Annotated in this window: 10 protein-coding genes and 1 pseudogene; all 11 read right to left on the reverse strand. The window is 55.6% G+C overall.

Features of this window, described 5'->3' with window-relative positions; all coding sequences use genetic code 11:
• Positions 1-15 precede the first annotated feature (15 nt).
• On the reverse strand, positions 16-1,242 hold the full coding sequence (locus Mal52_RS27890) for an acetate/propionate family kinase (RefSeq protein ID WP_145380169.1): 1,227 nt from the start codon (positions 1,240-1,242) through the stop codon (positions 16-18).
• Between the two features lie 50 nt (positions 1,243-1,292).
• Positions 1,293-1,454, reverse strand: a pseudogene (locus tag Mal52_RS27895) (hypothetical protein); the annotation flags it as partial.
• A gap of 12 nt (positions 1,455-1,466) precedes the next feature.
• Positions 1,467-3,911 (reverse strand): phosphoketolase family protein, encoded by a 2,445-nt coding sequence (locus tag Mal52_RS27900; RefSeq protein WP_145380173.1) that lies wholly within the window; start codon positions 3,909-3,911, stop codon positions 1,467-1,469.
• 199 nt (positions 3,912-4,110) lie between these two features.
• Positions 4,111-5,916: a V-type ATP synthase subunit A gene (locus tag Mal52_RS27905; RefSeq protein WP_145380175.1), complete on the reverse strand. Its 1,806-nt coding sequence runs from the start codon at positions 5,914-5,916 to the stop codon at positions 4,111-4,113.
• On the reverse strand, positions 5,900-6,562 hold the full coding sequence (locus tag Mal52_RS27910) for a DUF2764 family protein (RefSeq protein WP_145380178.1): 663 nt from the start codon (positions 6,560-6,562) through the stop codon (positions 5,900-5,902). The genes Mal52_RS27905 and Mal52_RS27910 overlap by 17 nt, the downstream gene beginning before the upstream one ends.
• A gap of 89 nt (positions 6,563-6,651) precedes the next feature.
• Entirely contained in the window at positions 6,652-7,302 is a 651-nt protein-coding gene (locus Mal52_RS27915; protein ID WP_145380180.1) for a hypothetical protein, read from the reverse strand.
• A 55-nt stretch (positions 7,303-7,357) separates the two neighbouring features.
• Entirely contained in the window at positions 7,358-7,804 is a 447-nt protein-coding gene (locus tag Mal52_RS27920; protein WP_145380181.1) for an ATP synthase subunit C, read from the reverse strand.
• Complete coding sequence (locus Mal52_RS27925; RefSeq protein ID WP_145380183.1) at positions 7,795-9,669, reverse strand: V-type ATP synthase subunit I; 1,875 nt, start codon at positions 9,667-9,669, stop codon at positions 7,795-7,797. Before Mal52_RS27925 ends, Mal52_RS27920 begins: the two co-directional genes overlap by 10 nt.
• Positions 9,666-10,298, reverse strand: a complete 633-nt coding sequence (locus Mal52_RS27930) for a V-type ATP synthase subunit D (protein ID WP_145380184.1) — start codon at positions 10,296-10,298, stop codon at positions 9,666-9,668. Before Mal52_RS27930 ends, Mal52_RS27925 begins: the two co-directional genes overlap by 4 nt.
• Positions 10,244-11,701, reverse strand: coding sequence for a V-type ATP synthase subunit B (locus tag Mal52_RS27935; protein ID WP_145380186.1), 1,458 nt, complete (start codon positions 11,699-11,701; stop codon positions 10,244-10,246). The genes Mal52_RS27930 and Mal52_RS27935 overlap by 55 nt, the downstream gene beginning before the upstream one ends.
• A gap of 10 nt (positions 11,702-11,711) precedes the next feature.
• Complete coding sequence (locus Mal52_RS30380; RefSeq protein ID WP_261343598.1) at positions 11,712-11,846, reverse strand: hypothetical protein; 135 nt, start codon at positions 11,844-11,846, stop codon at positions 11,712-11,714.
• Between the last annotated feature and the right edge of the window lie 119 nt (positions 11,847-11,965).

Below are 11,965 nucleotides of genomic sequence, written 5' to 3' on the forward strand. Positions count from 1 at the left end.
GTTTTGAAACTGGTTCTAGGGTTCTACTTTTGTCTTGCCTGAGCCCCCTGCCGGCAGACCCATAACCGCTTGTACCTCGCGCAACATGGTTTCGTCTTCGCGAGTGTCAATGACCAAGATTCGGGCACGCGAACTTTCCGAGGCGATATCGACATCCGGCCGGCAAGCAGCATTGGTCTTGGAGTCCAACTCCAATCCCAGACATTCGAGACCGGAACAAATCATTTCACGGATTTCGGCGTCGTTTTCACCAACCCCGGCCGTAAAGACCAGTGCGTCGATTCCTCCCATTGTAACCGTCAATGCACCGATCGCTTGACGCACGCGATGTACGTAGATGGCAATTGCTAAACGAGCCTGCTTATCTCCGTCACTTGCTGCCGCCGATACTTGGCGCATGTCTGCTGAGATTCCGGAAACACCCAATAGTCCGGAATCATGGTTCAACGACTGCTCGATCTCCTCGGCCGTCAAACCTTGGTGATGTTGGAGGTGAAAAAGAACTCCGGGATCAATTGAACCACTGCGTGTGGCCATCATCAGGCCTTCGAGCGGTGTAAACCCCATCGTGGTGTCGACGCACTGACCGCCGTGAACCGCTGACGCGGAACAGCCATGCCCCAGATGACAGATCACCAGCCGCAGATTGTCGCTTGGGCGATCAAGCATTTTGGCGGCTTGCCTGCTGCAATACGCGTGGCTCAGCCCATGAAAGCCGAACCGGCGGATCCCCCAATCGCGAGTCCAATTTGTCGGAATAGCATAGGTATACGCTTCGGGCGGCATCGTGGAATGAAACGCCGTGTCGAACACGGCGATGTGCGGGACATCCGGCAGTTCTGCTTCGGCGGCCGCGAGTGTTTCCAAGCTGGACGGATTGTGCAGCGGTGCCAGTTCCCGCAGTTGCTCGATGTGTGAGCGAACCTCCGGTGTGATCTGGATCGAAGTCTGATATTCTCCGCCGTGAACGAAACGATGTCCGACGGCTGCCAACTCTGAGAGATCCGATAATCCTGGAGACTGGCCCTGCCGCAAATCACTGAGAAATCGCCGCACTGTTTCGCAATAACGCATTTCGGCGACCACTTCCGTACGTGCGACGCCGTCCTGCGCGATAAATTCATAACGCGTCGCTTCGCCGGCCCAATCGGCCTTGGCCTGTGCGAGAACGATTCCTGCATGCTGGTCGACGAGCGTTGCCTTGAGACTGCTAGACCCCGCGTTGAGCAATAGTATTTTCATGTCGGCCCGGCTTTCGAAAACAAGAGCACGACGGAGTGAGGTGCCGCCGCATCAATGGGAATGACTCGCGACGGTGCGGCATCCTCTTCGCGGTCGAATAACAGCAACTCAACGCCTGACGCCGTCCGAGAGAACAAGCTGAAATTAACACCACCGGGAACAACCGTGGCTCCCAGTGGTGCGGTTTCGCTCATGTTAGTCAAAGCGTTCATTTCATTTCCTCATCATACGTTATCGCCTTCGGTGGAAGTGCTAGGCGAGGGAGCTGCCCCCCTGCGTCCCCAACCCCATCCGGCAATCTCCGGCATGTCGTCGCCGTATTTGGAAATGTACTGTTTGTGGTCGATCAGCTTCTCATGAATCGCCTGTTTGAAATAGGCGGCACGCGCTCCCAGCTGCGGCAGCCGGTCAATCACGTCCTCGCACAAATGAAAGCGGTCTAGGTCGTTCATCACAACCATGTCGAACGGCGTGGTTGTCGTTCCTTCTTCCTTGTATCCGCGAACGTGCAGATTCTTGTGATTGGTCCGTCGATAGGTCAGCCGATGGATCAACCAAGGATACCCGTGAAATGCGAAGATGATTGGCTTGTCTTTCGTGAACAGAGCATCGAAGTCGCGGTCAGACAGGCCGTGGGGATGCTCGCTTTGCGGCTGCAACTTCATTAGATTGACGACGTTGATGACGCGCACTTTCAATTCCGGGAGATGCTGCCGCAACAAGTCGACTGCAGCCAGCGTCTCCAAAGTTGGGACATCGCCGCAACAGGCCATCACAACGTCCGGCTCGGCACCTTCGTCATTTGATGCCCAGGGCCAAATGCTGACGCCGGCGGAGCAGTGTTTGATGGCCTCGTCCATCGTCAGCCATTGTGGAGCTGGTTGTTTGCCGGCGATGACCACATTCACATAGTTGCGGCTCCGTAAGCAATGTTCCGTTACCGACAACAGACAGTTGGCATCGGGCGGCAAATAAACGCGGATCACTTCCGCTTTTTTATTGACGACATGATCGATGAATCCCGGATCCTGATGGCTTAAGCCGTTGTGATCCTGCCGCCAGACGTGTGAGCTGAGAAAGTAGTTCAACGACGCAATTGGCCTCCGCCACGGGATCTGATTACAGACCTTGAGCCATTTTGCGTGTTGGTTGAACATCGAATCGATGATGTGGATAAACGCTTCGTAGCAGGAGAAGAATCCATGCCGGCCGGTGAGTAGATACCCTTCGAGCCAGCCCTGACATTGGTGCTCACTGAGGACTTCCATCACTCGGCCATCGGGCGAAAGGTGATCGTCCTCGGGGTAAATATCTGCCATATAACAGCGGTTCGTGACATCCAGCACGTCTTGCCAGCGGTTAGAGTTATTCTCATCGGGGCTGAATAGTCGGAAGTTTTTACTCTCCAGATTCTGCTTCATCACGTCGCGCAAATACGCACCCATCACCCGCGCCGACTCGGCGATTGTCTCGCCGGGTGAGGGAACGTCCACGGCATAGTTCCGATAATCCGGCAGTCTTAATCCGCGCAGTAATAGCCCGCCGTTGGCGTGCGGGTTGTCGCTCATCCGCCGCGGACCTTTCGGCGCCAATTCAGCAAGTTCCGGGAGCAAGCGGCCGTTGTCGTTGAACAATTCTTCCGGCCGATAGCTTTTCATCCACTGTTCCAGAATGCGGATGTGCGCCTCTTGGTCCATGTCCCCCATCGGCACCTGGTGGCTTCGCCAATAATCCTCACATTTTTTGCCGTCGATCTCGGGCGGACAGGTCCATCCCTTTGGGGTACGAAATACAATCATGGGCCACGCTGGACGCGCTGTGACGCCGTTTTGGCGCGCGTCAGTCCAGATCCGCTGGATTTCCGCCACTGCCGAATCTAGTGCGGCCGCCAACTCCTGGTGAACATGTTCCGGTTCGTGTCCTTCCACGAAATACGGCCGATACCCCATCCCTTCGAAGAACTTTTGTAATTCGTCTTTGGGAATGCGCGCCAGGAAACAAGGATTCGCGATTTTGTAACCGTTGAGATGCAGGATGGGCAAAACGGCTCCGTCGCGGGCCGGATTGAGGAACTTGTTGCTGTGCCATCCGGTGGCCGCCGGTCCGGTTTCCGCTTCACCGTCTCCGACCACGCACGTAACAATCAAATCGGGATTGTCGAAAGCAGCGCCAAAGGCATGGCTTAAGGCGTATCCGAGTTCGCCACCTTCATGAATGCTGCCGGGTGTTTCCGGCGCCACGTGGCTGGGAATCCCACCGGGAAAACTGAACTGTTTGAACAGCTTTTGCATCCCTTCTTCGTCCAGGCTGATGTTAGGGTAGACCTCGCTGTATGTGCCTTCTAGATAAGCGTGAGCCACCAACGACGGCCCCCCGTGCCCGGGGCCGATGATGTAGATCAGGTTCAGATCGTCGCGTTTGATGATCCGGTTCAGGTGCACGCAGAGCATGTTCAGTCCGGGGGAAGTTCCCCAGTGGCCAAGCAACCGCGGTTTGATGTGCTCGCGCCGTAGTGGTTCGCGCAAGAGTGGATTGTCCAGCAAATAAATCTGGCCCACGGACAGATAATTCAAAGCACGCCAATAGGCATTCATTTTCTGCCGTTCCTCGACAGAAAGTCTTGTCTCAGAGTTTGCGCCGGATCGATTTTTCTCAGTTTGTGTCGACATGCAATGCCCTCCACGAAAACGGCCTTAGCCCATGTGATTGATGCTTAGCGATTACCAATTTCCGGACGCACGTTTTTCCAATCGTTCGCACTGGCAAACGCCCGGTTCTATTCCGTCAAAAAACAGTCGTCGATCTGTATGAAATTAATATGAACTGCACAAACGTTTTTTTATGGTCGAAACCGTTGGCAGCGAATGTTCATTTTGCCAGTTGACCAGTCGCGGCCGCTTCAATTTCGTCTTTGTAACGTTGATAATCCGCCGATCCCGGGGCGCTGTAGTTCCAATTCTTGTAAAGGCCGGTGACCTTGGTGAAAAATACTCGCGCTTCGTCGCGATTTTTAAAATCGTAGTCGCGGTCGATGAGCTGTTTGATCATCCGCAGGCTTTCCAACTGGCGTTCCCTCGGCATGCACGAATCAACTTCGTCAAAAGCGTCCTGCTGCAAAAATGCCATATCGAGTAACACGGATTTCTGCCAGATGAGGTAATCTTCGAGCGTAATTCCCTCTTCGCCCGTGACCTGCATCATCTGATTGATCGAGTCTCCTTGCTGCAACAGTTGTTGCATCCGTTTGACGTCGTGCACCCAATTCGCGTCAAGGTTCTTACTCAGCCACGGTGCGAGTTGATCCAGGTAGCGCGACCAGGAGACAAGAGGATCAATCGCTGGATAAAACCGCTTATAGGCTCGATCGTAGGAGAGCCCCAAAAACGTCTTCACCGTGCCCAGTGTGGATTGCGTGACCGGTTCTTCAAAATTTCCGCCGGCTGGCGATACGGTACCGATCATCGTCAGGCTCCCCTGCTCTCCGTCGGGACATTGAATAACGCCGGCCCGCTCATAGACACTCTTAATGGACGAGTCCAGATAGGCGGGAAACGCTTCCTCTCCGGGAATCTCTTCCATGCGGCCTGATGTCTCGCGCATGGCCTGTGCCCACCGCGATGTCGAATCGGCGATCAGCAGTACGTTCAGCCCCATCTGGCGATAATATTCCGCCAACGTGACACCCATATAGATCGACGCTTCGCGGGCGGCAACCGGCATAGACGAAGTGTTGCAGATAATGATGGTACGATCCATCAACGTGCCACCGGTGCGGGGATCCTTGGTTTCGGGGTACATGGTGATCGTCTCGACCACTTCGCCTGCCCGTTCACCGCAGGCCACCACAACGACGATGTCCACAGTTGAGTAGCGCGCGATGGTACTCTGCAGTACCGTCTTACCGGCGCCAAAGGGGCCCGGAATGCAGCCGGTTCCGCCAATTGCAATTGGGAAAAAAGTGTCGATAATCCGTGTGCCGGTCGTGAGCGGAGTCTGTGAGAAAACCCGTTCCGCGTAGTGTCGCCGCAATAGTGGAGCGGGAATGGGCCGGCGGACAGGCCAGTGTTGCACCATGGTCAACTCCCGCTCAATCCCTTTGCTTTCGATGCGGGAAATCGGATCTTCCAACGTAAAAGTTCCTTCACCGATCCAAGTGACCGTCACCGGTTCCGGCTCGCTGAAGGGGACGAGGATTTTGTGTGTGAACGGGCCTTCAGGCACTGTCCCCAGCACGCCCCCCGGAGGCACGCGGGAACCGACCTTCACGGCCGGCGTAAATTCCCACCTGCGCTGCATGTCCAACGGCGGCACGGTCGCCCCGCGCGGCAGAAAGAATCCATATTCCTCGGCCAACACGTGCAGCGGATTCTGCAAACCATCAAAAACGCGGCCCAGCATTCCAGGACCGAGAGTGGCTGATAACATTTCATCGGTCATCTCCACACGGTCGCCAATGCGCACACCGTCAGTATCTTCGAAGACTTGCATATCCGCGGTGCGGCCCCGGATGCGGAGCACTTCGGCTTTGAGTCGTTCATCGCCGACGTGGATGTAGCCCACTTCGTTTTTTTTCACCGCTGCCTGATCGTCAAACCGTACCAGAACGAGGCTCTCCCGCGCCTGAACGACGGTGGCCGTTTTCGCCTCGCTGCTGTTCTCATGAGTCTTTGACATCGGTCACCTTGTCGATCAATTCTGTGAATCGTGCTTTCGCTTGGGAAGCGTCACATTGCAGCCAGTCTTTGAGCATTTCCCATTGGAAGACATAGGCAAACACTGCTGCAAACGCGAACATCTGCTGTTCGGCAGTACGGCTTAACCAGCGCCAATTGAGGTCCATCAGATGTTGCTCCAATCCGATCGCATCACCGGCCGCTAAACATTCACGCGCTTGTGGCAACCACGGATAGAGATATTCCAGCCCGAAATCCTGGACATCCCAGTGTTGGCGGATGTGATACATATGCGGGAGCGCACTCCACATGCGCGTATTCTCCCAAGGTCCAACTCCGTCGTGCACGCGCCGCAGCGCCGCCAACATGATTTGCTGTATTCTGCGAAACGAGACGTATTCGTGTAACTGCGTGGAGAGTTCCGCGTTCAACAGCTGGGCGTATTCCGCCAGCAGCGATTCATCGGAATGCGCGGTCAGCCGCTCCGGGCGCCAGCGCAGAACCGACCTGGCGTGTTCCAATTGGGCGGCATGTTCGGGACGTAACCGGCGCAACCGTTGCTCCAGCCGCAATGGCGTGATGGGCAGCCGCTCAGCGCGCGTGAAATACGGCAATTGCGGCAGGCTGGAAATCACGTCGTAGTACATGGTGCGATGAGACAGCAGTCGCTGGCCCTCTCCCTCTTTCAGTTCAATTCGTTAGGTTCAAGTCTTTCAATCCAAACACCATTTATTGTTCACTCGACGCCTTCCAAAATCGCTTTAAATCGCGGAATCATACGCTGCGAAATCATCCGCGCGACCGCCCGGTCGGAGAGGTCGACTTCCAGTTTGTCCTCAATGAGTCGCACCCGCGCGCCGCCGGTGACGTCGTCATCCGGGATCAGTTCTATCCCCTCTCGCAACATATCACTTGAGAGTGCCAAAATCGCTTGATGGCCTTCCTCTTTGAGCGTCGCTTCGCCCAGAATTGCTTTAGAAATCCGAACTTCGATGTCCTTGTCTTGGATGAATTCTTCCGCAGCGCGACCGGCCAAGACGAGTACGATATTGCGAATCAGCTGTTCGTCGTGCGTGGCCGAAACGACCAGCCGTCTGACAAATTGTTCAAACTGCGCGATTACACCAGCCTTCAAGTTCAGGACGGTATCGCGGGAGGCCAGCCGCAACGCATCGAGCGACGCTGCCCGATCCGCTTCGATTTCAGCCGATGCTTTGGCGCGTTCGGCGTCTGCTTCGCTCTTGGCCTGGGCGACGATCTCAGACGCCTGCTGCCGAGCGTCGGCGAGCAATCGATCCGCCTCCGCTTGCGCGGTTTGTATCGCTTCGTCACGAATCCGCTCGATCAGAGTCTGTACGCCGGTCGACGTTGTCGTCTCATTTGCCATCAATGCCACCTTTTGAAAATTGGGACCGCTCGATAAGGACGGTTTGTCGCTTGGGTCATTGTGGTAATCGTCCCGCCAAAACGAGTGCGAACACAAATGCGAACACGGCGAAGCCTTCGATCAATGCTGCCGGAGCCAACGAGATGCCGAACACTTCCGGCTTGCTCTTAGAAGCATTGATGGCCGCAGCACACGCGGCGCCTTGAGCCAAGGCACTGAACATCAGCGCCACACCAGATAGTGCTCCTAAGGCAAAGATGCCGGGTGAGTTGTCCACTGTAATCGCAGCTGGTAACGCCATCGTCACCACAATGCCATAAATCGTTTGCGACGAGGGCATGGCTGCGACGCCGACAAACCGACCGTAGCCGCTTTCGACTTCCAGCATCGCGCCACACGCAGCAGTGCCGCCGCGCAGGCAACCAATCATACTACCTACGGCTCCCAGGGCCAGTGGCGCATAAAGCCCGATCCAACCCAACGTTAGTAGTGTCATTTCCACAGAGACCCTCCTTTACGCCGAAACGGTGTGAAGCGCCGACCTTCGTCGCTCAATCCCCAGTTGAAAAATTCGATCACGTTCAACCTCAACCCGTGAATTACGCCGCTCGAAACACCCAACAGCAAATTCAATGCATGCCCAAACGTCAGGACCAACAGTGCAAACAGCAAACCTAGCCGCGGCAAGCCACCATAAATCCCGGCAGCCATATCGTTAAACGCAGTCGCCAGTGAAGCGGATGCCAACCCCAACGCAAACAAACGCAAGTAGCTCAAAATGTCGCCGAAAGCGCCGGAGATTCGTGTCAACGCGAAGAGCCCGTGCCCAAGACGCTTTAGCGGCCGCTCGTGCCACGCTGTAAAACCGACGACTGCGATTAAGCCCACCAGGGCCATACCGATTCCGATCGACTTGAGGAACGTCACTGCGGGAATCAGCGAACCGGCCGCGTACAACAATCCACCACCGACGGCTGCCGCCCAACCGATTGCAGCCAACCCATCGCGCCAATCGGCAAAGCGGCGCGCGTTCATCAAATTGGCCAGCACTAGATGCAACCCGCCGACTAAAATAGAAACTCCCATCATGAGCGGTGAATTGTTGATGTCCAGAACGTGCAGCCGTCCGAACAGTGAATCCGGCGGCGGCGATATCCCGAAATAGCTGCCCACCAGCACGCCGTAGACTAATGAGAATACGACAATCATCAACATCATCGGCCGAAACCGCTGCCCTGCGCTCGGTTGTTGATCAGCCGGATTCCCTTCCTCATCCACGCCATGCGCCGTAATATCGTCCGCCGCAGTTGGCTTGCCGAGTTTTCGCCAAAAGAATAGCAGTCCCAGTCCAAGCACCGCCGCATAACCGGCATCGGCGAGTATCATTGCAAAGAAAATTGCAAACGAAACACAGACGATCGACGAGGGATCCCACGTTGAATAACCGGGTGTCATATAAAAATTCACCAGGTCTTCGCCAGCTTCCATATTCGGCGTGTTGCGCATCAACGTCGGTGGATTTTCTTCCGGCGACGGAGGTCGGGACTCGAACAGGTATCCTTTTGTCTGTGAATATTGGGCCAATTCTTCGACATGTTCTTGGGGAACCCAGGCTTCGAGCGCGAACAGTCGGTCGCTGTCATACGTTTGCTGTGCCGCGTTGGCGCGGGCGGCGGCGTCTTCCAGTTCGGTCAGGCTCTTGGCAAAGAGCAGGCACCAGCGTGTCAGAAAGGCGCGCTCCGCCTGCGCATCTTCGATGCCCAACTCCACTTCTTCCAATCGCCGTGCCAGCTCGGTCGGCGAACGGGAACCGATTCGTGCACGCGGCACCGGCATGTTCTGCGGTTCCTGGTGGGATATCACGACAACGTAACAGAACCGTTGGTCGCGCTCGGCAATCTCCCAGGCCAGCTGTTGCTCGTCACCGTTGGTCTCTGCAACGGGCTTGAGGTCCGACATCTGATTGTGAGGAACAGCATAGAACCATAGCCGCAGGTTGCCCATTTGCTCCAGTGGAGAAAATTCAAATTTCCCAAAGGGTTTCGCCACAGCGATTCGTTGCAACAGATCATCGCGTTCTGCTTCCAGCGTCTGGATACGAGACTGCAGTTCGAGCGCCTTCTGCTCGACCTCGACCGCATTAAACAGGGTGTGGTCGCTCACCTGACGGCGACGTTGGGGCGAAGTGAGCAGGAATTTGAGAGCCTCACGTGCGTCACTCGATGGACCAACCTCGGCGCTTGAGTCCGTACCGCTGCCGAGCGGAATGATTTCCAGCGAACCGAATCGGTGCAGATCATCCAACAGCGCCTCTTTGTCGCCGGTCAATCCAACAAACGTCGCATGCTCCAAGGGGACAATGCTCATAATTCGTCGTCCTCCTCAGTATCCCAACCGCTGCCTTTTTGAAGTTGCTTGACCTTGGACAGCTTTGAGGTAATCACCGCCGCTCGCTCGGCGTCGCCCAAGAAGATGCGGATCCGCTGGATATTTTTCTTAGCAGTCGGAATGAGAATCTTCTCAAACAGGTTGACCCGCTGCGTAATCCTCCGCAGGGCTTGGTTGAGTATCTCGACACGTTGGCTGGCGATGCGGGCTTGAATACGTGCTTCGGCCGCATCCTTTAATCGCTGCACAAAAATATCGACCCAAGCAGGCGTGGCCAGTCGCGAGTACTCGAAGATCACAAACTCCAAATGCTCCAAAGTCGGCAATCGCGTACCGACGACGTTTTGTTCGCCCGTGCGATAACCCTTCATTTCGACGAGATCTGAAAAATCAATATCCTCGTCCGCCAGCATGGGGAGTTCTTCTCCGATCCTGGCATCGAGCGCCTCGGCCGCCCGCATGGCCGCTTGATGTTCACGTCTGGCTTTTTGTGCTTCGACTGTGAGTTGACGTCGCTTTAAATCCAACGATGGCAGCAGTCGCTGATACAGTTTCAGCTGCTGTTGCTGTTGTTGAAGCGAGTTCTTGCTAAGTCGAAGTTTTGCCATAATCCAATCAGCCGTGCAATGACCCAATACCAGGCTACGGGCGGAAATGCCGTTGGGCGGCTGCAATGCCCGCAGTGCGACGACTTAGGGAAATATTTGTCAATCAGGTTTTGTTTCATCAGCAACTCCTCGGAATCAAAGCATTCCGCTAGCGTTTTCCAGCAAAGATCCAACGCCTCAATAACACCCATCGATACCCGGATATCCATAAACCGCTCGCAGAAAAGCTTCCCGAATTTTAACAATTTCGAATCGAATGCCGACAACTCAAACGCCATCGCCTGCTTGCGTTGAGATTCGACGGCTTCGGAATAGAGCCGAATCATCGTGTTCATAATTTGCGAGTGATCTTCGCGCGTCGCCTTGCCGACCACATGTTGCTTCAATCGCGATAGCGACCCGAACGGGTCGATGATTCCACCATGCAAGTAAAACTGCCCTTCGGTGATGTAACCCGTATTGTCGGGCACGGGATGGGTCACATCGTCACCCGGCATCGTGGTTACGGTAAGAATCGTGACTGATCCTGCCCCTTTGAAGTCGCACGCTTTTTCATAGCGTTTGGCAAGCTGCGTGTACAAGTCGCCCATGTATCCTCGCACGGCCGGGATCCGTTCTTGCGCTACGCCGATTTCTTTCATCGCATCCGCATAGGCGGTCATATCGGTCAGCAGCACCAGGACACGCTTGTTTTCTTCGACGGCAAATTTTTCGGCGACCGCGAGAGCCATGTCAGGCACCAGCAACCGCTCGACAAGAGGATCCGAGGCTTGATTGACAAACATCACGGTCCGCCCAAAGACGCCGTGCTCTTCGAACGAGGAGCGGAAGAAGTGGTAATCGTCGAAGATTAATCCCAGCCCGCCGAAGACCAACACATCGGCATCGGCCTGGAAACCGATGCGCGCCAACAGTTCGCTATGTGGTTCGCCGGCGACCGAAAAGATCGGAATTTTTTGGCTCTCGACCAGACAGTTAAACAAGTCGATCATCGGCACCCGCGTTTCGATCATCTTGGTGGGCATCACGCGCATCACCGGATTGACCGTGGGGCCGCCGACGTTGATATGCGGCTCGGCGGAGAGGTCCGGCCCGCTGTCCAATGCTTCCCCTGAGCCTCTAAAGATCCGCCCCAAAATATTCGGCGAAAAGACGACATCAAGCGGCCGACCGAGGAATTGAACAGTCGCGTCAGTGGACAACCCTTTCCCACCTGCAAATACTTGTAAGCTGGCGAGTTTATGGTCCAAGCCGATGACACGTGCCAACGACCTTTCGCCATCGGTATTCTCGACTTCCGCCATACCTCCCAAGTCGACACCCGACGCCTGCAGTCGAATCACGTCTCCCACAATTTCCTGGATGCGCGTGTAGCGGACCAATTGCTCTAGATCACCCGCCATGAACCGTCTCCTACTTATCCGGTGCCGAAATTCGATACAGCAGCGTGTAAAGCGTGGGCACCATGACCATCGTCAGCAGTGTGCCGACGATCAGACCAAAGAAAATCGTGACGGCTAAGGCTACCCAGAAGACGTCCTGCAGCATAGGCAAGCCCTCCCAGCACGGTCGTCCCTGCTGCATTGACCACTGGATTCAAACGTGACACGGCGGCCTCGAACACCGCGTTGTACGGGGCCAAACCTTGACCGTCCGCACAGGGCGGA

The sequence above is a fragment of the Symmachiella dynata genome (genome assembly GCF_007747995.1).
GTDB lineage: Bacteria > Planctomycetota > Planctomycetia > Planctomycetales > Planctomycetaceae > Symmachiella > Symmachiella dynata.

Bases quoted from the DNA above. Each gene is read 5' to 3' on its own strand.
- Mal52_RS27890 (WP_145380169.1), bottom strand. From the start codon at position 1,242: ATGAAAATACTATTGCTCAACGCGGGGTCTAGCAGTCTCAAGGCAACG.
- Mal52_RS27900 (WP_145380173.1), bottom strand. From the start codon at position 3,911: ATGTCGACACAAACTGAGAAAAATCGATCCGGCGCAAACTCTGAGACA.
- Mal52_RS27905 (WP_145380175.1), bottom strand. From the start codon at position 5,916: ATGTCAAAGACTCATGAGAACAGCAGCGAGGCGAAAACGGCCACCGTC.
- Mal52_RS27910 (WP_145380178.1), bottom strand. From the start codon at position 6,562: ATGTACTACGACGTGATTTCCAGCCTGCCGCAATTGCCGTATTTCACG.
- Mal52_RS27915 (WP_145380180.1), bottom strand. From the start codon at position 7,302: ATGGCAAATGAGACGACAACGTCGACCGGCGTACAGACTCTGATCGAG.
- Mal52_RS27925 (WP_145380183.1), bottom strand. From the start codon at position 9,669: ATGAGCATTGTCCCCTTGGAGCATGCGACGTTTGTTGGATTGACCGGC.
- Mal52_RS27930 (WP_145380184.1), bottom strand. From the start codon at position 10,298: ATGGCAAAACTTCGACTTAGCAAGAACTCGCTTCAACAACAGCAACAG.
- Mal52_RS27935 (WP_145380186.1), bottom strand. From the start codon at position 11,701: ATGGCGGGTGATCTAGAGCAATTGGTCCGCTACACGCGCATCCAGGAA.
- Mal52_RS30380 (WP_261343598.1), bottom strand. From the start codon at position 11,846: ATGCTGCAGGACGTCTTCTGGGTAGCCTTAGCCGTCACGATTTTCTTT.